This is a genomic window from Herbiconiux sp. 320_LB (genome assembly GCF_059691755.1).
In genome coordinates, this window is sequence record NZ_JCAWAD010000003.1 from 429,968 (window position 1) to 452,724 (window position 22,757).

At 71.5% G+C, this 22,757-nt stretch carries 25 protein-coding genes, 1 tRNA gene and 1 pseudogene; 17 read left to right on the forward strand and 10 right to left on the reverse strand.

Translation table 11 applies throughout. The annotated features are described in order from the left end of the window. Window positions 1-32 precede the first annotated feature (32 nt). The 5 genes from AC59HU_RS09935 (at window position 33) to AC59HU_RS09955 (ending at window position 5,286) form a co-directional block, all read left to right on the forward strand. Window positions 33-1,382 carry an MFS transporter gene (locus AC59HU_RS09935; protein WP_497223222.1) on the forward strand — a complete coding sequence of 450 codons (1,350 nt, stop codon included), beginning with the start codon at window positions 33-35 and terminating at the stop codon, window positions 1,380-1,382. Window positions 1,383-1,554: 172 nt separating this feature from the next. Next, a complete protein-coding gene (locus AC59HU_RS09940; protein ID WP_497223223.1) occupies window positions 1,555-2,391 on the forward strand; it encodes an alpha/beta fold hydrolase in 837 nt (278 codons plus the stop codon). A gap of 115 nt (window positions 2,392-2,506) precedes the next feature. Then, window positions 2,507-4,084, forward strand: coding sequence for a helix-turn-helix transcriptional regulator (locus AC59HU_RS09945; RefSeq protein WP_497223224.1), 1,578 nt, complete (start codon window positions 2,507-2,509; stop codon window positions 4,082-4,084). 75 nt (window positions 4,085-4,159) lie between these two features. Further along, complete coding sequence (locus tag AC59HU_RS09950) at window positions 4,160-4,762, forward strand: GNAT family N-acetyltransferase (RefSeq protein WP_497223225.1); 603 nt, start codon at window positions 4,160-4,162, stop codon at window positions 4,760-4,762. Continuing rightward, a complete protein-coding gene (locus tag AC59HU_RS09955) occupies window positions 4,759-5,286 on the forward strand; it encodes a GNAT family N-acetyltransferase (protein WP_497223226.1) in 528 nt (175 codons plus the stop codon). Before AC59HU_RS09950 ends, AC59HU_RS09955 begins: the two co-directional genes overlap by 4 nt. On the opposite strand, the gene AC59HU_RS09960 is transcribed toward AC59HU_RS09955, so the two are convergent. Next, entirely contained in the window at window positions 5,273-6,460 is a 1,188-nt protein-coding gene (locus AC59HU_RS09960; protein WP_497223227.1) for a hypothetical protein, read from the reverse strand. The genes AC59HU_RS09955 and AC59HU_RS09960 overlap by 14 nt on opposite strands. A gap of 277 nt (window positions 6,461-6,737) precedes the next feature. Here AC59HU_RS09960 and AC59HU_RS09965 point away from each other — a divergent pair, with 277 nt between their 5' ends. Both AC59HU_RS09965 and AC59HU_RS09970 read left to right on the forward strand, forming a co-directional pair. Next, on the forward strand, window positions 6,738-7,361 hold the full coding sequence (locus tag AC59HU_RS09965) for a mechanosensitive ion channel family protein (RefSeq protein WP_497223228.1): 624 nt from the start codon (window positions 6,738-6,740) through the stop codon (window positions 7,359-7,361). A gap of 51 nt (window positions 7,362-7,412) precedes the next feature. Continuing rightward, on the forward strand, window positions 7,413-7,682 hold the full coding sequence (locus AC59HU_RS09970; RefSeq protein ID WP_497223229.1) for a hypothetical protein: 270 nt from the start codon (window positions 7,413-7,415) through the stop codon (window positions 7,680-7,682). Between the two features lie 18 nt (window positions 7,683-7,700). Here the strand turns inward: AC59HU_RS09970 and AC59HU_RS09975 are convergent, their stop codons facing one another. Beyond that, window positions 7,701-9,533: a hypothetical protein gene (locus AC59HU_RS09975; protein ID WP_497223230.1), complete on the reverse strand. Its 1,833-nt coding sequence runs from the start codon at window positions 9,531-9,533 to the stop codon at window positions 7,701-7,703. Between the two features lie 96 nt (window positions 9,534-9,629). On the opposite strand from AC59HU_RS09975, the gene AC59HU_RS09980 reads away from it, so the two are divergent. The 3 genes from AC59HU_RS09980 (at window position 9,630) to AC59HU_RS09990 (ending at window position 12,191) form a co-directional block, all read left to right on the forward strand. Continuing rightward, on the forward strand, window positions 9,630-9,869 hold the full coding sequence (locus AC59HU_RS09980) for a hypothetical protein (RefSeq protein WP_497223231.1): 240 nt from the start codon (window positions 9,630-9,632) through the stop codon (window positions 9,867-9,869). Next, window positions 9,866-11,308 (forward strand): acyltransferase family protein, encoded by a 1,443-nt coding sequence (locus AC59HU_RS09985; protein ID WP_497223232.1) that lies wholly within the window; start codon window positions 9,866-9,868, stop codon window positions 11,306-11,308. Before AC59HU_RS09980 ends, AC59HU_RS09985 begins: the two co-directional genes overlap by 4 nt. A 100-nt stretch (window positions 11,309-11,408) precedes the next feature. Further along, window positions 11,409-12,191, forward strand: a complete 783-nt coding sequence (locus AC59HU_RS09990) for an SGNH/GDSL hydrolase family protein (protein WP_497223233.1) — start codon at window positions 11,409-11,411, stop codon at window positions 12,189-12,191. Between the two features lie 17 nt (window positions 12,192-12,208). Here the strand turns inward: AC59HU_RS09990 and AC59HU_RS09995 are convergent, their stop codons facing one another. Further along, a complete protein-coding gene (locus tag AC59HU_RS09995) occupies window positions 12,209-13,102 on the reverse strand; it encodes a fructose bisphosphate aldolase (protein WP_497223234.1) in 894 nt (297 codons plus the stop codon). A 239-nt stretch (window positions 13,103-13,341) separates the two neighbouring features. Here AC59HU_RS09995 and AC59HU_RS10000 point away from each other — a divergent pair, with 239 nt between their 5' ends. Continuing rightward, window positions 13,342-14,229: a hypothetical protein gene (locus AC59HU_RS10000; protein ID WP_497223235.1), complete on the forward strand. Its 888-nt coding sequence runs from the start codon at window positions 13,342-13,344 to the stop codon at window positions 14,227-14,229. Window positions 14,230-14,411: 182 nt separating this feature from the next. Here the strand turns inward: AC59HU_RS10000 and AC59HU_RS10005 are convergent, their stop codons facing one another. Together AC59HU_RS10005 and AC59HU_RS10010 are read right to left on the reverse strand one after the other, a co-directional pair. Beyond that, window positions 14,412-15,047, reverse strand: a complete 636-nt coding sequence (locus AC59HU_RS10005; protein ID WP_497223236.1) for a putative immunity protein — start codon at window positions 15,045-15,047, stop codon at window positions 14,412-14,414. Window positions 15,048-15,123: 76 nt separating this feature from the next. Further along, window positions 15,124-15,936 (reverse strand): alpha/beta hydrolase fold domain-containing protein, encoded by an 813-nt coding sequence (locus tag AC59HU_RS10010; RefSeq protein WP_497223237.1) that lies wholly within the window; start codon window positions 15,934-15,936, stop codon window positions 15,124-15,126. 135 nt (window positions 15,937-16,071) lie between these two features. Here AC59HU_RS10010 and AC59HU_RS10015 point away from each other — a divergent pair, with 135 nt between their 5' ends. The 4 genes and pseudogenes from AC59HU_RS10015 (at window position 16,072) to AC59HU_RS10030 (ending at window position 18,572) form a co-directional block, all read left to right on the forward strand. Continuing rightward, entirely contained in the window at window positions 16,072-16,509 is a 438-nt protein-coding gene (locus tag AC59HU_RS10015; RefSeq protein WP_497223238.1) for a PadR family transcriptional regulator, read from the forward strand. 1 nt (window position 16,510) lies between these two features. Further along, window positions 16,511-16,870, forward strand: a pseudogene (locus AC59HU_RS10020) (DUF1048 domain-containing protein); the annotation flags it as partial. Window positions 16,871-16,968: 98 nt separating this feature from the next. Beyond that, the gene (locus tag AC59HU_RS10025; protein WP_497223239.1) at window positions 16,969-17,787 is read left to right on the forward strand and encodes an ABC transporter ATP-binding protein; all 819 of its coding nucleotides are present in this window, start codon (window positions 16,969-16,971) and stop codon (window positions 17,785-17,787) included. Continuing rightward, window positions 17,784-18,572: an ABC transporter permease gene (locus AC59HU_RS10030; RefSeq protein ID WP_497223240.1), complete on the forward strand. Its 789-nt coding sequence runs from the start codon at window positions 17,784-17,786 to the stop codon at window positions 18,570-18,572. The genes AC59HU_RS10025 and AC59HU_RS10030 overlap by 4 nt, the downstream gene beginning before the upstream one ends. Before the next feature lie 142 nt (window positions 18,573-18,714). Here the strand turns inward: AC59HU_RS10030 and AC59HU_RS10035 are convergent, their stop codons facing one another. Beyond that, window positions 18,715-19,656, reverse strand: coding sequence for a GNAT family N-acetyltransferase (locus AC59HU_RS10035; RefSeq protein ID WP_497223501.1), 942 nt, complete (start codon window positions 19,654-19,656; stop codon window positions 18,715-18,717). Here AC59HU_RS10035 and AC59HU_RS10040 point away from each other — a divergent pair. Beyond that, the gene (locus AC59HU_RS10040) at window positions 19,567-19,869 is read left to right on the forward strand and encodes a hypothetical protein (protein WP_497223507.1); all 303 of its coding nucleotides are present in this window, start codon (window positions 19,567-19,569) and stop codon (window positions 19,867-19,869) included. The genes AC59HU_RS10035 and AC59HU_RS10040 overlap by 90 nt on opposite strands. Here the strand turns inward: AC59HU_RS10040 and AC59HU_RS10045 are convergent. After that, window positions 19,862-20,362: a GNAT family N-acetyltransferase gene (locus AC59HU_RS10045; protein WP_497223241.1), complete on the reverse strand. Its 501-nt coding sequence runs from the start codon at window positions 20,360-20,362 to the stop codon at window positions 19,862-19,864. The genes AC59HU_RS10040 and AC59HU_RS10045 overlap by 8 nt on opposite strands. Window positions 20,363-20,543: 181 nt before the next feature. On the opposite strand from AC59HU_RS10045, the gene AC59HU_RS10050 reads away from it, so the two are divergent. Beyond that, a complete protein-coding gene (locus tag AC59HU_RS10050) occupies window positions 20,544-21,434 on the forward strand; it encodes a hypothetical protein (RefSeq protein ID WP_497223242.1) in 891 nt (296 codons plus the stop codon). Between the two features lie 68 nt (window positions 21,435-21,502). Here the strand turns inward: AC59HU_RS10050 and AC59HU_RS10055 are convergent, their stop codons facing one another. From AC59HU_RS10055 to AC59HU_RS10065, 3 genes are all read right to left on the reverse strand, one after another. After that, a complete protein-coding gene (locus tag AC59HU_RS10055) occupies window positions 21,503-21,916 on the reverse strand; it encodes a type II toxin-antitoxin system VapC family toxin (protein WP_497223243.1) in 414 nt (137 codons plus the stop codon). After that, window positions 21,913-22,149 carry a type II toxin-antitoxin system Phd/YefM family antitoxin gene (locus AC59HU_RS10060; RefSeq protein WP_497223244.1) on the reverse strand — a complete coding sequence of 79 codons (237 nt, stop codon included), beginning with the start codon at window positions 22,147-22,149 and terminating at the stop codon, window positions 21,913-21,915. The genes AC59HU_RS10055 and AC59HU_RS10060 overlap by 4 nt, the downstream gene beginning before the upstream one ends. 431 nt (window positions 22,150-22,580) lie before the next feature. Then, window positions 22,581-22,652 (reverse strand) — tRNA-Gln (locus tag AC59HU_RS10065). Between the last annotated feature and the right edge of the window lie 105 nt (window positions 22,653-22,757).

A 22,757-nucleotide genomic window follows, 5' to 3' on the forward strand; every position in this document is an offset into this window, starting at 1 on the left:
GCACATTAGAGATTCATGTCACTGTGTAATGCATGAGACGCCGATCACACATTAATGACTCCTGGCAGAGCGACTTCCGGCGGTTCTGGCTGGCCGAGGCGACGTCGCTGACGGGAGAGCAGATCCGCGAACTCGCCGTGCCCCTCGTCGCGATCACGGTGCTCGGCTCCTCGGCGGCCGAGCTCGGGCTCATCGGGCTGGCGCAGTGGCTGCCGTTCCTCGTCCTCGCGCTGCCGCTGGGCGTGCTCGCCGACCGGCGCCGCCGACGTCGCCTGATCGTGCTGAGCCAGTGGTCGCGGGCGGCGCTGATGCTCGCCGTCGTCGTCGCTGCACTGCTCGGGGGCCTCAGCCTCCCACTGCTGCTCGCCCTCGTCGCCGGCCTCGGCGCCTTCGCCGTGCTCTACGAGGTCTGCTATCAGTCCGTCGTGCCGTCCCTGGTGCCACAGAAGGCACTCGAGAGCGCGAACTCGCGGTTACAGGCCACCGCCTCCGGAGCCGAGATCGGCGGCCCCGGCCTCGCTGGCCTGCTGGCGCAGGGCTTCGGCGCCCCGATCGCACTGCTGGCGACCGCCGTCGGGTACGCGGTGTCCGGGGTCGCGGCGGCGAGCATCCGCGCACCCGAACCCGAGGCGGGTCGCACGGGTGGGGCAGGCGACGCGAGCACCACACGCAACGCCCGCAACTCCCGCAGCGCCCGCAGCCCTCGCGGCGCCTTCCTCGGCGACCTGAGCGAGGGAGTCCTCCACGTGCTCCACGACCGCTACCTGCTCGCGAACGTGGGATTCTCCGCCCTGTACAACCCCTTCGCGCAGTGGATCGTCGTGCTGTTCACGCTCCACGGCATCCGTGAACTCGGCCTCGATGCCGGCCGGATCGGCCTCGTCTTCTCACTCGGCGCCGCCGGGGCCCTCACCGCCGCCGCACTGACCCCGGCCCTCACCCGCCGATTCCGCGCCGGCCACCTGCTCGTCGCCTGCGCGGTCGTCGAGTGCGGCGCGCTCCTGGTGATCCCGTTCGTCGACACCGCCTGGGGAGCACCCGCGGTCATCGCGGCGCTCGCGGGCGTCTGGGCGCTGAACGGCGCCGGGGTCGGGGTCTCCAGCGTGCTCCTTGTCACGATCCGCCAGCTCCGCACGCCGTCGCGTCTGCTCGGCCGGGTGAACGCGTCGATGCGCACCGTCACCTACGGCACGGTCTCGCTCGGAGCTCTCGCCGGTGGCCTGGCCGGCGAGTGGTTGGGCACCCGCGGCGCCCTGGCACTCGGCGCGGCGCTCTGCCTGGTGACGGTCGTCTGGGTCGTGTTGTCGCCTCTCGCCCGCATCCATCGCATCGCCGATCTGGCCGAGACCGACGTCGTGCTGGATGCCGGTGGGGCGCGCTGACCGGACGTCTGCCGAACATGCGCTGAACAACTGTCGGAACATCCCGGGATGCCCCCCGAGTGCCCGGGTCGCGGGGATACCGTGGGAGCAGCCCGGCACCTCACCGAGGAGCGGGGATTCCCCTTGAGTCGCCCGAGTCCCGCTCGGTCCGACATGAACACGGAGGTTGATCATGGCATTTGTGACAACGGATGACGGAGTAGAGATCTACTACAAGGACTGGGGCCCCAAGGACGCCCAGCCCATCATGTTCCACCACGGCTGGCCCCTCTCGGCGGACGACTGGGACGCCCAGATGCTCTTCTTCCTCGAGCACGGCTACCGCGTGATCGCCAGCGACCGCCGCGGCCACGGCCGCTCGTCGCAGGTCGGCTACGGCCACGACATGGACCACTACGCCAGCGACGCCTCGGCCGTCGTCGAGCACCTCGACCTGCAGAACGCGATCCACATCGGTCACTCGACCGGTGGCGGCCAGGTCGCCCGCTACGTCGCCAAGTTCGGTCAGCCGCAGGGGCGCGTCGCCAAGGCCGTCCTGGTCTCGTCGGTGCCGCCGCTCATGGTGCAGACCGACGCCAACCCCGAGGGCACGCCGATCTCGGTCTTCGACGGCTTCCGCAGCGCTCTCGCCGCGAACCGCGCCGAGTTCTACCAGGCCGTCGCGTCCGGCCCCTTCTACGGCTTCAACCGGCCCGAGAACACGCTCTCCGAGCCCGTCGTCGCCAACTGGTGGCGCCAGGGCATGATGGGCGGCGCGCTCGCCCACTACACCGGTATCGCGGCCTTCTCCGAGACCGACCAGACCGAGGACCTCAAGGCGATCACCGTCCCGGTCCTGGTCACGCAGGGCGACGACGACCAGGTCGTGCCCTACAAGGATGCGTCGCTGAAGCAGCACGAACTGCTCCAGAACTCCGAGCTGAAGATCTACGAGGGCTACCCGCACGGCATGCTCACCACGCACGCCGACGTGATCAACCCCGACCTGCTGGCGTTCATCCAGAAGTAGTCCGCATCGCCGGCCGCACCATCGTGCGGCCGGTGTCGCTGCGCCGGAAGGTGCGCCCACGGAGACCCCGGGGCGCACCTTCCTTCGTGCGAGCCCTGCTCTACACTAGGTAGTCATGACGGCATCGTCGGTGGATGTGAGGCTCAGGAGAGCGGTCGGCTCTGAGGAGTGGGACACCGTCATCGAGGTCATCGAGGGCAACTGGGGCGTGCTCACCCAAACCAATCACGCTCTGCTGGTCGAGTCGATCAACGCCCTTCCGGCCGGCGTCCTGGCCGAGAACCCGCGGCTGACCGCGGCGAAGACCTACGTCAACTACCTCCCGGTCAACGGGGATGCGCGGCCCATCCGCTTCCAGCACGCCGTCACCGCCGAACGCGGCGGGCTGCTCGACGTGCTCGCCGATCTGACCAGCCGCAGCGTGACCGCCCGGTTCCAGGGCAACCACGCGGATGCGGTGGCGTTCGTGCGCGAGGCCCACGAGACCATCGGCGAGGTGTCCGACGACGCGATCGCGGCGATCCGGCCGGTGCTGCCGGACATCCGGCTGCAGTGGGCGCTCACGCTCGAGCTCGCGGGCGAGCTGGTCGACGCGAACCGGGCCTACGAGCGCACCTTCGACGAGGCCGTCACCTTCGACAACCACCGCATCGCCGCGAAGGCGGCCGGGAGCCTCGCCCTCAACTACGCCCTGGGCGGCAACCGTCAGGCCGCGGAGCAGTGGCTGAGCCGGCAGGACCGCGCGGGGTACACCGTGGATCCGGAGACGGTGAAGGCCGACACGGTGCTGACCACCGGCGGTCTCGCCCGAGCCCTGCTCGCGACGAACGACCTCTGCTTCGACGAGGCGCAGGCGGCCCTGGATGCGGCGCCCTCGGTCGAGGTCGACCGCGAGACCTGGGCGCTTCGGCTCTTCGTCGAGTCGGTGCTGGCCCGCGCCTCGGGCCACGCGCGCCAGCAGCTCGCGCGGGTCGGGGCGACCCTCACGACCCAGCCCGAGCGGCACCGCACCACGGGCCTGAACGGCTGGCTGACGGCGATGACGACCACCGAGCTGCAGCTGGCGCTCGGCGACGTGGTCTCGGCGAACCGCACGCTGGGGCAGCTGGACGACACGGGCGTGCTCGTGATCTCCGACCCGCCGAGCGTGCTGCGCGCCTGGACCGCGCTGCGGCGCGGCGACGCGCGGGCGGCGCTCGTGCTCGCGACCCCCGGGCTGTCGGAGCCGCTGAGGAGCCCGCGGATCACCGCCGAGCTGCTCACGATCGTGGCGGTGGCGAGTCTGATGCTGGGGCAGGCCGAGCAGGCGCGAGCGCACTTCGCGGATGCGATCGACCTGATCGTCTCGGAGAAGTTGGCCGTGATCCTGCTGCGGCTCGCTCCGGCCGAGCGCGAGGAGCTCCTCGCGCCGCACCGTGCGGCCCTCGGCGAGCGGCTGCTCGGGCTGCTCGCGAGCGGGGAGAACGGGCCGGGAGCGGCGACGGCTGCGACCGCCGTGCAGCTCAGCGAGCGCGAGCGGGTCGTGCTACGTCACCTGGTGCAGGGCCAGAGCCTCGCGGCGATCGCGCAGGCCGAGCACGTGTCGCCGAACACCGTCAAGACGCAGGTGCGGTCGATCTACCGCAAGCTCGCCGTGAAAGACCGCGACGGCGCCCTCCGCGCGGTCACGGCGGCCCCCCACCTCCTCACCTGACCCCACCTCCTCACCTGACCCCCGCGTCGGCCGCGCCGATTCCGGGCCCGTGGGCCGGGGTGGGAGGATCAGGGGATGCTCGATCTGCTCGCTCTGCCCGTCACCCTCGACGCGAGGGTGCCCGTCGGGCTGCGGCGCGCGACCTCCGACGACCTCGGCGCCATCATGCGGCTGCTCTCCGACGACCCCGTGAGCGCGGGCCGCGGCGACGTGGCCAGCCGCGACGACGAGCCCGCCTACGCGGCCGCCCTCGCGCGCATCCTGAGCGATGACGGCAACGAACTGCTCGTGGCGACGCTCGACGGTGGAGCGGTCGTCGGCACCTTCCAGCTCACCCTCATCCCGGGCATGGCCCGCCGCGGGAGCACGCGGCTGCTGGTCGAGGCGGTCCGCGTCTCGAGCAGCGAGCGCTCGTCGGGAATCGGCAGCGCCCTGATGCGCTGGACCACGGATGTCGCCGCCCCCACGCTCGGCGCCTCGCTCGTACAACTGACCTCGGATGCGGCCCGCACCGACGCCCACCGCTTCTACCGCCGCCTCGGCTTCGTCGACTCGCACGTCGGCTTCAAGTACGCCGTGCCCGTGCCTGGCCCGCGGTCGTCCGCCGCGCCACCGCCCGTCGGGCCCTCGGCCGTCGCCCCGGCACCCCACCCGGGCCCGACCCCCGCGGCCCCGTGACCTCCCCCGACGCCCCGCCCGTGATCAGGATCGAGGCCGTGCGCCCGGGCTCCCCCGACGCCGACCGGATCGTGCGCGAGTACCTCACCGAGGTCGCCTCCCGCTGGTTCGGCCGGCCCGCCACCCCCGCCGAGGTCGACCAGGCGCTAGAAGACGAGGCTTACGACGATCTCGACGGCGAGACCGGCGTCCTCCTCGTCGCCGTCGACGCCGGTGAGCCGGTCGGCTGCGCGGGCGCCCGCTTCCTCACCACCCCCTCGGCCACCGCCGAGCTCACGAAGGTCTTCACCTCCCCCACCCACCGCGGCACGGGAGTCGGCTCCCGCTTGATCCGGGCCGTCGAGCAGCTCTGCACCGACCGCCGCATCCGCACCCTGCAGCTCGACACCCGCGCCGAGCTCGCCGAGGCCTGCGCGCTCTACGAACGCCTCGGCTTCACCCGGGTCGAGCCATTCACGGTCGACCCCCACTCCGACCGCTGGTACCGCAAGACCCTCTCGCCGAGCCCGCTCAGCCCGGTGTGAGCTTGATGGCTGAGGCGAGCATACTGATGAGCGCGCCCACGATACTCGTCGCCCAGGTCAGCGCCCAACCGAGCTTGAGGTCGACGGAGCGGAGCGAGTCGAAGTGCCGGTCGAGCTCGGCGTAGTAGAGCACCTTCTGACTCCGGCGCCCGTGGGCCGAGAACGTCGAGGTCAAGGCGACCAACTTCTCGTCGATCGGCCTGCGACCGTTGTCGATGTGCACCCGCACGAGCCGGAACACCTTCCACTGCGCCCAGAAGCCGTCGCGCACGAAGACCGCGCCGACGATGAGGAACGCGATGAACTGCACGGTCACGGCCGCGTACCACTGCGCGGGGATGCCGTCGACGAGGGTGAACGGCGACGGCTGCCCCTGCACGGCCAACGCGAGGAGGAGCATCCCGATCGAGATGGCCGTGCTCGCCTTCCAGAGCGCTCGGTTGAGGAAGACAATGGCCGGGGTGCGGGCCGGGTTGTGCCAGTCGAGCCGCAGGCTCGGCTGTTCGCCGAGGGTCGGGATCAGATCGGCGATCCACCACAGGATCCACAGTCCGTTGACCGCGAGGCCGGCCGTGACCGCCATCGTCAGGTACTCGCCGATGCCGAGGGTGAAGGCGAACTCCGACGCCGCGTTGATGCAGAAGAGCAGGACGACGCCGATCGCGGCCCCGACGAGCATCCAGAAGCCCTGCCAGCCCCGGCTGCCGTAGCTCTTGCGCAGCCAGTCGGCGACGGCCCGATTCTCCCCCGGCGCCAATCCGAGCGTGTCGATCGCGATCCCGGCGGTGATGAGGCCGTTCCAGAGGATGGGGCCGCCGACCAGGAAGACCGCGTTGATGGCGCACAGGGCGCTGCACCAGAGCCACGTCATCCACCCCGGCGGCCCCCAGAGCAGGGCGGTCGCGGCCAGCACGACGAGGGGCACGAAGGCGATCAGAAACCCCCGCCACCCCCGTGCGACGGCACTCGCGACGAGCGCACGCACGCTGACGTGCCCGCTGTGGGTGAAGGCGAACCGGCTCTCCGGCGTCAGCCGTTGCCACGGCACCTGCCGGCCGCCCGCGATCACGAAGAGCAGCAGTCGCTGCCGACCCTCCACCATCGCCGGCCGCACCAGTTGCGCCCGCTCCCCCGGGCCCGCCGGCCGTCGCCTCCGCCCCGGATCCCTCGTCATCCCGCCTGCACCCGCCATCGCCGCCGTCCCCCGATCGTGCTGCCGCTACGCTATCGCCCTGCCAGCCGCTCGCGCAGGCAGAGCTTCGGGATCTCCCGTGGGCCGGCTACGGCGGGAGCGCTCATCGGATCTGGCTCGACTCTGTCCGCAGTGGACTTCAGACGGCTGTCGAGCGCGAACTCCTCGAGGCCCTCGTAGTCTCGGCTCTCGGAGGTGAGGCGATGAATCCCTGGGTGTCGTTCGGCGTCCGGCGATCGGGCTGGCGGCCGCCACCCTGGTGGTCGTCGTCACCACCGCCCTGATCGAGTCCACCTCCCGTCATCGCGCCTGGGGCGGCATCCTCCGCAGCCGGGTGAAGTATCCCTACCGCTGCCTCCTCGCGGTCGTGGCGCTCTGGGTCGCCGCCGACGTCACCGACCCGGTGGCGGGCGCGATCTCCTCCGTCGATCACGGTTTCCGCATCCTGACGATCGCCGCATCGACCTGGCTCGCCGTGGCCGTCGTCTCGTTCTCGCTGCGGATGGCGTCGGACCGCTTCGGCCACCTCGACAAGACCGACGACTTCCACCTCCGGATCCGCACCGAACTGATCGTGCTCCGCCGGCTGCTGTCGGTCGTGATCGTGATCGTCGGTCTGGCCTCGGCGATGCTCGCCTTCCCCGCCGTGCAGACCGTGGGTGCGAGCGTGCTGGCCTCGGCCTGGGTCGTCTCGGTCATCGCCGGTCTCGCGGCGCAGTCGACCCTCGGCAACCTGTTCGCAGGCCTCCAACTCGCCTTCAACGGCGCGCTGCGGGTCGATGACGCCGTCGTGATCGACGACGTCTGGGGCCAGGTCGAGGAGATCACCCTCACCTACGTCGTCGTGCGGGTCTGGGACGGGCGGCGGCTCATCCTGCCCTAGATCTTCTTCAATACCCACTCCTTCGACAACCTGACCCGCCGGTCGACCGCGATGACGGGTTCCATCGACTTCGACCTCACCTGGAAGGGCGATCCCGAGGCGATGCGGGGTCAGCTCGCGGAGATCGTGGCGGCGACCCCGTTGTGGGACCACCGTTCGGCCGAACTGCTGGTCACGAGTGTCGAGAAGGGCTTCCTGCACGTGCGGGTGCTCGTGAGCGCCGGCGATCCGGAATCGCTGTACCGGTTGCGCTGCCTCGTGCGCGAGCGGATGACGATCTGGCTGCTCGCGAACAACCCCGCCGCGCTCCCTGCGGCCTGACTCTGCGCCCGGCCGGAATCACTCCCCCTCCGGCACGACCTGCCCGACGGCGACCGAGTCGATGCAGATCGACCCGGCGGCGGGAGTGAAGGCCAGCGTGCCGTCCGTGAGCGGCGCCTGCAGGTAGATGACGAGGCTGCCGTCGGCGGCACCGAAGGAGACCTGGGTGGCCCGGCCCGCATCCACGTTCAGAACACCCGGCGTCGCGCCGTGATAGTTCACGCGAGCGTATTCGCCCGGGGTGGCCGGCAGGTCACGCACAGCGATGGTCGACGACGAGCAGGTGCCGACGTCGCTCACCGGTTCGGTCGGGCGGAACTGCGCGGGTGCGACCGAGCCGTCCGCTTCCACGACCGCGGCGCCGTCGAGCTCGTTGGTGAAGGTGACTTCCGGGGAGACGAACGGGAGCACCGAGTCGGTCATGTTGAAGGGATACAGCTCGGGCTGGACGATCATGCCAGGAACGGGCGTCGGGATCAGCGAGGCCCCGTCGGCATCCGGAAGAGTGGCCTCGAAGCGGTCCAGATACGCCCTCGAGACCGGGCCGGCGCTCGACTGGACGTTCACGACGACCGACTGCGCCCAGATCACCGCGGAGACGAGCCCGACGACGATGACGACCCCGCCGGCGGCCCCCCGGAGCAGCCGGCCGCCCCTGCCCGCACTCGGCTCACCCGACCTCGGCCGGGTGAGGACGCAGTAGAGGATGACGCCGAAACCGAGCCAGAAGAGCGCGGTCCCCTCGAGGTGGTACCGGAGCAGTCGGCCGTTCTCCATCCCCATGAGATCGGCCCGCCGAGACAGCACCGCGGTGTTCATCACCAGCCCGACCGCGATGAAGAGCCAGACCCCGGCGACCCGTCGCCGCAGTACGATCGTCACCACGACGGTCACGGCGACGACGACGAGCGAGCCGGCGACGGCCAGCGTGCCCCACTCGGGCTTCACCATGAACAGGTCGACACCGAACAGCGACGGGACGAACCCCGACCCGATCGCCGAGAGGACGAAGACGACAGAGGTCGCCGCACTCGGTGCCGCACCGGACTCGGCCAGGAACGGGCCGGTGACGAAGAGGCCGACCTCGATCGTGCACAGGACGGCGATCCCCGCCCACGCGGGCCAGGCGCGGATCAGGCGGGAGAGCCGATCGCGGACCGGAAGACCCCGCCAGACGACCAGCACGCACCACAGAACCGCGTAGAGGGAGAACAGCAGCGACTTCTCGGTGAACGTGAGCGACACGGCGAAGGCGATCAGCAACCCGACGAAGTACCGGCGCCGGCGCGTGACGATCCAGCGCGACAGGCTGCCCAGTGCCGCGATCGAGAACCCGAGCGCCGCGACGTTGTTGAGCGTCGCCGCCCACCACAGGCCCGTCGCGAGCACACCGACCGACAGCGAGAACGCGAGGCCGGCCACGATGTTGAGCAGGTTGCGGCCCAGCACCGCGTCGAGGCAGCGGACGACCGCGACCATCGCTCCCGCGTGGATGACTCCGATCACGACGGTCGCGGCGGCCCACGACAACCCGAAGATCTTGATGAAGACGGCGTCGGAGAAGACATACCCCGGGAGCAGGTGGCCGAACCAGGAACGCGTCAGCGTCTCCGGACCGAACGTCGTCTGCTGGAAGTACTTCGCGAACAGGAAGTCCTCGGCGAAGAAGTCAGACTGCGCGGCGAACGCCATGACGACCAGCCCGATGACGACGGCCGAGACCGGCAGCACCCAGCGCGCCCGGGTGGCCGTCAGCCGACGTCCACCGCGATATCCTTGTCCGGCACCACTCGCGGCCACCGATTCGGTCGCGGAGCCGGCGTCCGGCGTCGCACTGGCATCAACTGTCACGAATCGTCTCTCCTCGGTCGCGGAGGAGCTTAGCAAGCCTGACGGTCTCGCTTGGACACGTGTCAACACTTGTCGAACCTAGGATATGATCCAGGCATGACGATGCGCGGGGACAGGCTGGACAGTCGCGAATCCTGGACGGACACCGGTCGACCGCTGATCTCCGTTCTCGCCGAGATGATCGTCACCCGCACCCTTCCGGCATCCCTTCGCCCGACCGTCGCACGCCTGCGGAGCCATGGATGCGAGAACGCGTGCGGAGCGCAGACGCCCCGCTCGTCCCGCTTCTGCTCCGACGAGTGCGCCGACGAGTATCAGGGGCTCGCGTCACTGTGACGCGCGTCCTCGACCAGGCTTCGGCCGGGGGCTCATTCGTGCCGTCGATCGACCACGCCGCCCGCGTGCCCGCCCTCCACTCGCTCACCGGCCTGCGCTGGATCGCCGCCTTCGTGGTGTTCGCGTACCACGTGCGCAACCTCAACTACTTCAACGGCGGCGGCTACACAGCGATGAGCTACCTCTTCGGCGGCGGCTACACCGGGGTGTCGCTGTTCTTCCTGCTCTCCGGCTTCGTGCTCGCGTGGGCCGACCGCCCGGGCGTCTCGATCGCCGGCTTCTGGAAGCGGCGCGTGGCCCGCATCTACCCCCTGCACCTGGTGTGCCTCGCGGTGGCGCTCGCGCTGGCGGCGACGATCCTGCCCGGCATCGTGTCGCCGCATCCGCTCGCCGCCCTGGCCAACCTGACGCTCACCAACGTCTGGAGCGCCGAGTGGTATCAGGCCGGCAACCCGGTGAGCTGGTCGCTGGCCGTCGAGGCCTTCTTCTACCTGCTGTTCCCCTTCGTCATCCGTTACGTGCGGGTGCTGAACAACGCCGGTCTGTGGCTGCTCGCCGCCGTCGCCCTCGGCCTGGTGCTCGCGCTGCCGACCTTCTGGTGGCAGCTGCCTTCCCTCGTCGCCTCCAGCGCCTCGCCCCTCGCCCGGCTGCCCGAGTTCGTGCTCGGCGTCACCCTCGGCGCCCTGATGCGCCGCGGCGCCTGGCGAGGCCCGCGCCTCCTGCCCGCGGCGATCGTCGCCCTCGCCGGGTACGCGTTCTCGCAGTTCTACCCGATGAACCCCTACGGTTTCGCCGCCATCACGGTGGTCGGCTACGCCCTGCTGATCGCGGCCCTCGCGCGCGCCGACCTCTCCGGACGCTTCACGGTGCTCTCGTCGCGACCCCTCGTGCGTCTGGGCGAGATCTCGTTCGCCTTCTACCTCATCCACCTGCTCGTCGTCGGGGTGGTCGCCTCGGCCTGGCCGGGCGGTGCACCGCAGGCCCCGCTGCTCCTCGGGGCCTCACTGATGCTCCTCGCGTTCGCCGTCGCGCTCGGGCTGGCCTGGATGCTGTGGCGATTCGTCGAGATCCCGGGCCGCAACATGGTGCTCGGGTGGGGACGGAAGAAGGGTACGGCTGGCGGCGGGATCCGGCGGGCGGCGGGCGGCGCCCGCGGTGCCGGTGGTGCCCGTGGTGCCGGGGATACCGGCAGTGCCGCCGATGCCGGCGCCGGATCCGCTTCCGCCGACAGGTCAGGCAGCACTTCGGTCGGCGCGACCCTGAGCCGGGTTCCGGCCGGCCCGGCCGCACCCGTCGACACCCGCCCGTCCGGTCGCCGGACGGCCGTCCGGCAGGCCCGCATCGGTCCGCTCGGCGGCTCACTCCCCGGCGCGCGTCGAACCCGCTATCGCCGCAACCCGCCGGCCGCCCCGGCATCCACCGACCTCATCGGCTCCTGACCGGCTGTTGACCAGCGCCCGGCCGGCTCCTGACCGGCGCCCGGCCCGCTCCTGACGTCCTCCGAGGTTCGGCGACGACCGGGCCTCTATGCTCGTGCGTATGCCCGGGACGAGAACACGCTGGTCGCGCCGACTCGGTCCGCCGTGGGGCATCCTCGCCGGGGTCGGCGTCGCGCTCGTCGCGCTGATCGCCCTCGCCGCCGCGTCGTACAGCGTCGGCCCGTCGACCGCGCTGGGCGGTGGGCCGAGCGGGGGGCTGGATGGCTCGTCGTCCGGCACCACGACCCCCGCCCCGGGCAGGGCGCCCGACGGCTCGGCGAAGGTCGCCGCCTTCCTCGGCGACTCCTACACCGCCGGCGAGGGCGCGGACGGCCCGGGCGATGCCTTCACCGCCCTCGCCGCCCGCGAGCTCGGTTGGGTCTACGAGCCGTTCGCGATCGGCGGCACCGGCTACGTGCAGCCCTCCCCCGACCTGACCTACGGGTCGAGAGTGGATGCGGTCGTCGCCGCCCACCCGGACGTCGTCGTGATCGCTGGCACCCGCAACGACCTCGGGGCCGATCCCGCGGCGGTCGGATCAGCTGCCTCCGACGTCTTCTCCCGACTCCGCGCCGGTCTCCCGGAGGCGGAGATCGTCGTGGTGGGGCCGATCTGGACCTCGCGTTCCGTGCCCGCCGACGTCTGGACCCTCGACTCCGAGGTCGGCGACGCGGCCCGCACGGCCGACCTGCCCTACATCAGCGCCGTGGCCGACCCGTGGCTCGACGGCACGCCGACGCTGATCGCTCCCGACGGGATCCACCCCACCGAGCTCGGGCACCAGGTGCTGGCCCGCCGTCTGGTCGACGCGCTCCGCGCCGAGGGGCTCGCACCCGCATCCTGAAGCCGGGGGCGGGCGGGTCAGGGCGCGATCGACGCCCGGTAGATCGACTCGATCGAGGTGTCGAGGGACGCCGTGAAGTCGGCGTCGCTCTGCTGCGCCGTCAGGCCCTCGAGCAGAGCCCGGCTGAAGCTCGCGATCAGGCCGTGGTTCCGCGCGAGCAGCGCATCCGCCTCGTCGCGGTCGTAGCCGCCCGAGAGCGCCACCACCCGCGTGACCCTCGGATGCCGGATCAGATCGAGATAGAAGTCGTCGACCGACGGCAGCGAGATCTTGATCCCCACCTTCTGCCCCTCGGCCAGCGTCTCGAGCTGCTCGAGGATGGCCGCCTTCAGCAGCACCTCGGCCTCGGCCTTGTCGGGGGCGTGGATGTCGATCTCGGGCTCGAGGATCGGGATGAGGCCGTGCCCCAGCACCGTCCGCCCCAGGTCGAACTGCTGCCGCACGACCCGGCGGATGCCGTCGGGATGGGCCGACTTGATGACCGACCGCGCCTTCGTGCCGAGCACGCCGCCGGCCTTCGCGCGCGGCAGCAGGTCGTCCAGGCCCGGGATGTCGCGCATGAGCTGCACGCCGTCCTCCTCGTCGAGCAGGCCCTTGTCGATCTTGAGGAAGGGGATGATCCCCTTCACGTCCCAGAGATACCCGGCCGACGGGCGGCCCTCGATCTCGCGGTCGAGGGTGTCCTCGAAGAGGATCGCGGCGAGGATGCGCTCGGAGGTGAAGGCCGGATCGGTGATGATGCGCACCCGCTCGGCATGGATGAGGTCGAACATCTCGGCGTCGGTCGAGTACTGCGAGTCGTCGATGCCGTACTGCGCGAGCGCCTTGGGCGAGCTGCCGCCGCTCTGGTCGAGGGCGGCGAGGAACCCGCGCCCGGTCTCGAATCGGCTCTGCTTCTGCTCGTCCGGCACGGTGCGCCCTTCTCGTCCGGGCGGGGAGCGCGCCTGTTCCGGCACCGCCGATCCCGCCGTTCGAGCGCCAGCCTAGTCATCCGGCCGCGCCTCGGCAGCCCTTGGCGGGTCTCGGCTGCTCTGGGCAGCTCAGGGCATTGCGATCCTGGCAGGCAGCGTGGTCACACCTCCCGAAAGAGGCCCGTCGTGGTTTCGCCTGTCGACCAGGCGGTGCGGGAACCACTGTGAGATCGTCGAGTATGGATTCCGACCAGCCCGAGAAGACCTTCCAGATCGGCTACGTCGAGGTGGCCGCCGGGGCGGTAAGCGGGCCGGGCCGGCTCCTCGTCGAGCTGGCGGCCGACTACGGCTTCGAGCCGGATGCGGCGCCGACGCCCGGATGGACGCAATCCGGGGCCCCGGTCGAAGAACCGCCGGCCGACGGCTGGCGGGTGCTCCACGAGCGCGAACGCAGCGTGTTGATCGGGACGCCTGCCACGGATGACGGGCTCATCTGGCGCGTGGCCCACCTCGAGCTGCCCGAGGCGCGCGGCACGGCGGGCACGACCGAGGTCGCGGGCACGACCGCCGCAGCGGGCACCACCGGCACGACCGACACAGCGGGCACCACCGGCACGACCGGCACGGCAGGCACGACCAGCGCAGCGAGCTCGACCGGGGCGCGACCGACGTTCCGCGTGCATCCCGATCCGCTCCCGCTCCGGCCCGGGCGGCGGGAGCGCGGGCGCGGCCTCGAGCTGCGTTGGCCCGCCCTGCTGACCGAGCCCGGCGCCGCCTCGGCTGCAGCGGGCGAGTTCGCCATCGACATCGTCAACACCGGTGACACCCGGTGGCGGCCGAACGGCGACGGCTTCCTGGTCGTCGGGGTGTTCACTCCCCCGGGCTCGCCGGCGGCCGCGTTCGGCTGGGCCAGTCTCGGACAGGGCCGCGCGGTGCCGCTCGACCCCGGCGACTACGCGCGCGTGCCGGTACAGATCGACCGCGGCGCCTGGAAGGATCTCGAGCCCGGGCCCTACTACCTCCGCGCCCTGCTGGTCGACCTCGACATCACGACGAGCACTCCCCTCCGGGTCGACCTCGACGCCGAAACGATCGCCCGCCACCGGCCCCCATCGCGCCGGGCCTGAGGATGCGCGCCCGGCCCGAGGGTGCTAGCTCGGCCTGAGTATGCGCCCGACCTGAGGGTGCGCGGTCGGCGCGAAGGCGCCCGGCCTGAGGATCCACACCCGGCCCGAGGGTGAGCGCGGCCCCAGAACGCGAGGATGGCACTGTTGTTTCGCAGTGCCCGGCCACAGGCCGGGACTTCGGCTCAGAGGCCCGCCTGCAGGGCGCGGATGTTCGCCCCGAGAACACCCGAGGCCAGGAGCCCTGAGCCGAGCGGGCCCGACGGATCCGTGCCGAGCAGCGGCAGCTGCCGCAGAGCCGCCCGAACGGGGTCGGTGAGGTGGGCGAGCTGCCAGGCGAGCTCGACCTCGCCCGGCGAACCCCCGCCCCCGCCCTCCGGCGACGCAAGGGCGGCTGCCTCCGCCCCGTGTGGCGACGCAAGGGCGGCTGCCTCCGCCCCGTCCGGCGAGGCGACGCCGGCGGCCTCCGCCCCGTCGGGCGACGCGAGGGCGGCGGCCTTGGCCGCGTAGGCGGCCGCGCCGAGCGCGTGCGCCCCCATGTGCGCGACGCCGGCGGCCTGACCGGCGGCCCACGCGGCGGCCTTGGCCGCGGGCGAGCTCACCACCTGGGTGGCACGGTTCGCGACGAACCGGCGCCGGATCTCGCCCGCCGCATCCAGCTCGCCGCGGGAGAACGCCCGGGCCCGGGCGATCGCGTCGCGCGGGCGGTCGTCGTCCGGAGCCTCCGCCTCGAACAGGGGCAGCACCCGCTCGGCGCAGTCGGCGGCCCACGCGGCGACGAGTCGCCGATCGTGCTCGCTCAGCGCCTGCGGAGACACCATGTCCGCAACTCCTCTCGCCGTGCCGACGCCACCCCTGGCGCCGTCCTCCAGGACGTGCGGGCGACCGTGCCGCCCGTCATGCCGTCAGCGTCCTCTCGAAGAACGATGCCGCAAGAGACCCGAATGTCGGGACCGATTCGTCCAGGCCAGCAGCAGGGGTGTCGGCCCAACCGTGCGTCCCGTCCTCGATGGGGTGCCAGTCGACGTCGCCGCCCGCAGCGAGCAGCGCGTTCCTGAACGCCTCGCTCTGCGCGAACGGCACGATCTCGTCCGCCGTGCCATGCACGATGAGCATCGGCGGCGGGGTCGTCCGCACTTGGCAGACCGAGCTGATCCCACTCAGCTCCCGCGGGGTGCCGCGGTGCCCGAGCAGCCGGTTCACCTCGTTGTCAGGATCGTCCGGTGCGCCGCGGAGGTCGCTCGGGGCGGCCGCGATCGCGACCGCCCGCACCGGCGAGCCCGGGTGCATGGCGGCGAGAGCAGCGAGGTGGCCGCCTGCGGAGAAACCCCAGAGGCCGATCCGCTCGGGGTCGCCGCCGTACTCGGCGATGTGGGAGTGCACCCATTCCACCGCGAGCAGGACGTCGTCGAGCGGCGCGGGCCAGGTCGCCGTTCCGCTCAACCGGTAGGTGGGCGCGACCGTCACGAACCCCCTCGCGGCCAGGTGCGGAGCCAGCCAGGGGTGCATAGCCGCGCCACGGTCTCCCTCATGCCATCCGCCTCCGTGCAGAAAGATCGCGACCGGCCGTCCTCGTGGGCCGGGACCTGCCTCGCGAGCACTCTCGGGAGTCGGCACGGACAGCACGTCGAGGCGCAGAAGCCCCTCAGGCCGCACGCCGTACGGGATGCCGCCGAAGAATCGGGGCACTTCTTCGTCGGTGACGGCCATGAATCGACCCTAGACCGCGCATCCCGAACCCGACGCGCCCCGCGCGAAACGCTGCGGTATTCGGTCTTGCTATGTACCGCTACTCAGCGTTACCATGTACCAGTAGTCAGCAACACCGAGTAGCGAGGAGCCGACATGGCCAAACAGATGACCGAGATGCTGAAGGGCACGCTCGAAGGCATCGTGCTGGCCCGCCTCGATGAGCGCCCCGCCTACGGCTACGAGATCACGTCGAGCCTGCGCGACCAGGGCTTCGTCGACATCGTCGAGGGCACCGTCTACGCCCTGCTGGTGCGGATCGAGCAGCGCGGTCTCGTGGATGTCGCGAAAGAGCCGTCCGAGAAGGGGCCGCCCCGCAAGGTCTACTCCCTCAACGCCGCCGGCCGCGACCAGCTGGCCGAGTTCTGGTCGAGCTGGGAGTTCCTCTCCGACCGGATCGACGCAATCCGCACCCGCCCGACCACGAACGGCACCACCACGGATGCGCCGACCGCAGACCTCACCACCACCACCACCACAGATCCCACAACCACCACTGCCCCCACCACCCCGATTCACGGAAGAGACAACTGACATGGCCACCAAATGGATCGAAGCCCTCACCGGCTCGCTCGAGCAGAAGAAGCGGTACCGGCAGGCGATCGCCCGCACGAACGCCCTCGACTCCCCCTACCGCGAGGCCGCCAAGGCGGTCAACCGCTACTTCCTCTACTCCAGCGGCATCACCGACGGCGAGACGATGGTGACGATGATCGTCGACAACGCCGACCTCTGGGAGCAGGCGGCGATCGACGGCCGCTCGGTGCGCGACATCGTCGGCGACGACCCGGTGGAGTTCGCCGAGTCGTTCGCGGCCGCGTACGCCGGCGAGCACTGGATCGACAAGGAGCGCGCCCGCCTGGTCGACGCCATCGACGCGGCCGAGGGGCCCGAGACCGGGAGGCCCGAGACCGGTAAGCCCGAGAACGGAAAACCCGGGTCCGCAAACCCGAACCCTGACTCCGCGAACCCCGAGCCGCAGGAGAAGGACTCGTGACGCTCACCGCTCCCGCCGTCCGCGTCGAGGGCCTCACCAAGTCCTTCGGCGACGTGCACGTGCTGCAGGGCGTCGACCTCACCGTCGAGCCCGGCACAGTCATGGCGCTGCTCGGCTCGAACGGGGCCGGCAAGACCACCCTCATCCGCATCCTCTCGACCCTCCTGAAAGCGGATGCGGGCCGGGCCGCCGTGCACGGCTTCGACGTCGCCGCGTCACCCGCCGAGGTGCGCGAGTCGATCAGTCTCACCGGTCAGTTCGCGGCCGTCGACGACGTGCTCAGCGGGCGGGAGAACCTGGCGCTCGTGGCCCGGCTCCGCCACCTCCCGCATCCGGCCGCGATGGCCGACCGGCTGCTCGAGCGGTTCGCGCTCACCGAGGCCGGCCGCCGCCGGGCCGGCACCTACTCGGGCGGGATGCGCCGCCGCCTCGACATCGCGATGAGCCTGATCGGCGACCCACCGGTGATCTTCCTCGACGAGCCGACCACGGGGCTCGACCCCGAGGCCCGCCTCGAGGTCTGGCAGACCGTGCGCGCCCTGGCCGACGCCGGCACGACCGTGCTGCTCACCACCCAGTACCTCGACGAGGCCGAGCACCTCGCCGACCGCATCGCGATCCTGCACGAGGGCACGATCATCCAGAACGGCACGCTGGCCGAGCTCAAGCGGCTGCTGCCGCCCGCCCGGGTCGAGTACGTCGAGAAGCAGCCCTCGCTCGAGGACGTGTTCCTCGCCCTCGTCGGCAGGCCGAAGGCCGACGGCCAGACCCACCCCGAACCCGAGCCCCGCCTCCAGGAAGGAACCCGGCCATGACCACCCACGCCTTGGGCGACACCGGTGTCCTCACCGGGCGGTCGCTGCGTCACATCCTCCGCAGCCCCGACACGATCCTCACCACGGCCGTCACCCCGGTCGCCCTGATGCTGCTGTTCGTGTTCGTGCTGGGCGGCGCGATCGACACCGGCGGCGGCACGGGATCCGGATCCGCGCCGAGCACGTCGTACGTCGACTACCTGCTCCCCGGCATCCTGCTCGTCACGATCGCCTCGGGGATCGCGTACACCTCGTACCGGCTCTTCCTCGACCTGCAGGGCGGCATCTTCGAGCGCTTCCAGTCGATGCCGGTCGCCCGGTCGAGCGTGCTGTGGGCGCACGTGCTGACCTCGCTCGCCGCGAACCTGGTCTCGGTCGCGCTCGTGACCGGGGTGGCGGTGCTGCTGGGGTTCCGGAGCGGCGCCTCGGTGGGGGCGTGGCTCGCGGTCGCCGGCATCCTCGTCCTGTTCATCCTCGCCCTGACCTGGGTGGCGGTCATCGCCGGACTCTCGGCGAAGAGCGTCGACGGGGCCAGCGCGTTCAGCTACCCGCTGATCTTCCTGCCGTTCGTCAGCTCGGCGTTCGTGCCGACCGACTCGATGCCGGCGCCCGTCGCCTGGTTCGCCGAGCACCAGCCGGTGACGTCGATCGTCGACACGATGCGCGCCCTCTTCGCCCAGCAGCCGGTCGGGGGCGAGATCTGGGTGGCGCTGGGGTGGCTCGGGGGCATCCTCGTCGTCGCGTACGCCCTGGCGATCGCGGTCTACCGGCGCCGGTTCCGCTGAGCGGAGTCGGGAGCAGGCCGGGCCGGCCCACCGCCTGTCGGCTCAGCCGTCCGCCGACCCGCTCACCCACCACCGACGACGCAGTCCGCCGTCGGCTGGGTCAGCCCGCCGTGGACGGCTCATCCCGACGCCGACCGGCTCATCAGCCCGCCGTCGACCCGCTCAGCCCATCGCCGGCCGCCGAGCCGCTGAGCGTCAGACCGTAGACCCGGCGCGCGGGATCGCCTTCGTCATCCGCCAGCCGCGTCATCCCCACCTTTTCCGCCACCCGCTGCGATGGCCCGTTCTGCGGATGGATGATCGCCACGAGGGAATCGGCGAGACCGCGCTCGGCGGCGAATTCCCGGCACGCGATCGCGGCTTCGGTGGCGTAGCCCCGCCCGTGGAGCTCGGCCCTGACGTGATACCCCACCTCGAGCGCCGGCGCCCCGCCCACCTCCTGCCAGGTGAGACCGCAGTCGCCGACGAACTCGCCCGCGTGGGTCTCGACGATCCAGAGGCCGTAGCCATGAGTGTCGTAGTTGGCGCGGTTCCAGGCGATCCATGCTGCCGCCCCCTCGCGCGTCTTCGGAGCCGGGTAGTAGCGCATGACGACGGGGTCACCCAGCAAGGCGGCCATCGCATCCAGGTCCCCCTCCCCCATCTCGCGGAAACTGAGGCGTTCGGTCGGGGCGGGCACCGGCATCTCTCGCGGCGCGTCACCTGACCGATCCTGCAGCTCGGCGAGGTCGACGGCGAGCTGGATGCGTGTCCCGTAGCGGTCCAGACCCGCTTCGGCTTCGGTGGCGACGAGCGCGCGATGGAACGGGGATGCGGGCTCCTCATCGAGGAAGCCCATCGTGCGATAGAACGGCGCGTTCCACGGGACCTCGGCGTAGGTGCGCAACGACAGGCGGCGATGGCCGCGGCCGGCCGCCTCACCCATGGCCGCTGCGACGAGCGCCCGCCCGATCCCCCGCCGCGCGTGCGCCGGGGCGACCGAGAGCTGCTCGAGATGCGCGAAGCCGTCGACCTCGAGAACGTGCACGAAGCCGACGACGACCCCGCCGGGCCCGCCCGCTTCATCCACCTCGGCCACCAGCAGGAACCCCGGCTGGGCCGCACGCTCCGCACCCGTCGGCGCAGCACCCCAGCTCTCAGGATGCAAGAGGTCGACGAGGAGGCGATCGGCGTCGTTCTCGAGCGGCTCGAGCGCCGCGAGATCGTCGGCCCGAACGGGGCGGATGCGCGCGGTCATGCCTCCAGCGTACGAGCAGCGCAGACTCCCGCCGTGCTGCGTCACCCGGCGGTCAGGTGAGGGGCTTGCGCATTCGGAAGTTCGTGAGCGCGACACCACGGCGGATCGGCGACTGCTGTGCCACCACCACGAAGCCCTGGCTCTCGAAGAAGGGATGGGCCGTGATGCTCACGTCGGCCGAGAGTTCACGCGCTCCGTATCCTCGGGCGAGTGCCTCGCCGTGCGCGAGGAGTGTCCGCGCGATCCCGCGCCGGAGGAAGCGCGGCGCCACGAACATCATGTCGACGTAGCCGTCCGGGCTGACGTCGGAAAACCCGGCCAGCTCGCCGTCGATCTCGGCGACGAAGGTGCCTCGCGCTCGCATCGCCGCATCCCACCGACCGAGGTCGCGCCCCTCGCGGTCGGCCCAGGCGTCGATCTGCTCGGCCGTGTAGTCGGCGGAGGCCGTCTCGGTCACCGCAGCCAGGAACAGTGCCAACGTGCCGGCCGCGTCGGCCGGACGGTAGGCGCGCACAGCGACCGCCGGGCCATCCTGAACCGTCGCGTCATCCACCCCGACACTCTGCCATGGTGTGCTGGTCGCGGAGGCGACGGACCGCGCTCACGGGAGCAGCGGGACCTGCGGGACCTGCGGGACCTGGATGAGCAGCAGGCGCGCAGGCTATGAGAAGCAAGATGCTGGAAACAGGATGCGGATCGCGTCACCGCGCCCGCGCCGGCGGTAGCGTCATCCCATGTCGAAGAGCGACAACGACGACCTCTGGACTCGCGCCTACGGACCCGGTCAGCCACCCCTGACGGACGCCGAGCACACCGAGCTGCTCCGCCGCCGCCCCGCGTTCGCCGAACCGGCCGATCGAGAACCCGAGTCCGCCGAGCTGCTCCGCCGCCCCGCGTTCACCGAACCGGCCGGTCGAGAACGCGAGCGCGCCGAGCTGCTCGACCGCCGACCCGCGTTCGCCGAACCGACCGGCCCAGAACTCGAGCCTGCCGAGCTGCTCGGCCACCGCGCCGCGTTCGCCGAACCGACCGGTCGAGAACCCGCGCCCGCCCGGTGGCTCGAACGCACCGAATCCGTGCTGCCCGCCTTCCCGGCGGTCGACCCCGACGAACCCATCCAGAGCCTCCCCCAGGAGCAGCCCGATGCCCGGCTCGCCAGGCGCACCCCGAGCCCGCGACGAACCGCCGTCTCGGCCGTCGTCGGCGCGCTGATCCTGGCGGGGGTCGCCGCCGGGTCGGCTGCGGTGGGGTTCGCCGCAGGGTCCTCCGCCGACCCCGACTCCGCTGCCTCGTCCGTCTCCGCCGGCGGCCCGGCATCCGCCGCATCCGACACCACCGGCTCGACCAGCCCGAATGCCCCCGCCGGCCTCGCCGACCCCGACGGCCGTGCCGAGCCCGAGAAGCTCGGCGACGGCATCTCGGCGGCCGACGGCTCCTGGCTCGCCTTCGCCGACGCCCACTGCAACCCTGTCCTCTCCGTCGAGAACGGCGGCCTGGCGGGGGTCGTCTGCACCTGGCCCGACGGCCACCGCATCGCCCTCGGTGCCGACGGAGCCGTCGCCACCGACACCACCGCCCTCCGGTCCGCGGCCGAGGAGGCCCCCTTCCGCCTCACCCCGCCCTGACCCGAGCAGGGTGCTCGGCCGCCCTGGTCGACGGGCGTCTCGTGCCGCAGCGACCCAGACGGTTCCGGTCAGGCGGGGACGTCGACCGGTATCACCGACAGCCCCGGGATGCCCTGGAAGTCGCGGGGGTTCGCCGTCACGACCGGGAGTCCGTTCGCGATCGCGATGGCCGCGATCAGGGCGTCGTAGGCCCGGGCCGCGGGCTTGCGACCGGAGCCGCGGAGGGCCGCGGCGACCTGCCCGAATGCGCGCCCGGACGCCGCGTCGAACGGCAGCGGCTCGAAGTCGGCCTCCGCCTGCTGCAGGTGCGCCTGTCGCGCCGCCCGCACACTCGCGTCGTCGGTGACGAGCGGGCCCACACTGAGCTCGGCGATGGTCACCGTGCTGATCAGCAATTCCTCGGGCAGGGCATCGGCGACCTCGAGCCGCCCCAACAGGATGACGGTCGAGGTGTCGAGAAGCCCTCGCGAGACGCCGCTCACAGCGACGGGTCGATCAGCTCGTCGATGTCGGCTCGCAGCACATCCGCATCCACGAACGGCAGCAGCCGCCGTCGTTCGATCAACTGCCGGGTCGACGGAGAAGCCCGGCGCACCGGCCGCAACACGGCCACCGCGGTCCCGTCGCTCGTCACGACCAGCTCCTCCCCCCGAGCCACCCGCGACAGCACCTCACCCCCGTGATTCCGAAGCTCCCGCACGCTGACCGTAGACATACCCCCACTGTATCACCGGTGATACACCCCCCTCCACCCCTCCCAAAGCGCTAACGCACCCCTGACCTTCCGAAGCCCGCCGCGCGCAGCGCCGGCACCACCCAATCGGTTATCGGCACCGTGCCGCGCGCAGCGCCGGCACCACCCTCGGCTATCGGCAGCGCGCCGCGCAAAGCGCCGGCGGCCGCGGAGCGGGTGTTCCGGGCGAGCCGCAGGCATCGGGTCTGGCGGACGTCCGCGCAGCGGACGTGGGACTGCGGCTCGCCCGGAATACCCGCTCCGCGGCCGCCGACCTCCCCACGAACCCGCCCCCAGGCACCCCACCACAGAGGCCGACCCAGACACAAAGCCAAACAGAAGAACGCAGGCACAGAGGCAACAAACAAGCACAGACGCAACAAAAAAGGCCCACCGAAGTGGACCAGATCTTGCTGGGGTACCTGGACTCGAACCAAGAACAACTGAACCAGAATCAGCCGTGTTGCCAATTACACCATACCCCACCGCTCCGAGCCTCAGCCCGAACCGACTGTTCACTGTAGCCCATCCGAGCGCGCTCTCCCAAATCGGTCGACCCCGGGCGTGCCGTCGGTGGCCCCCGCTACCGT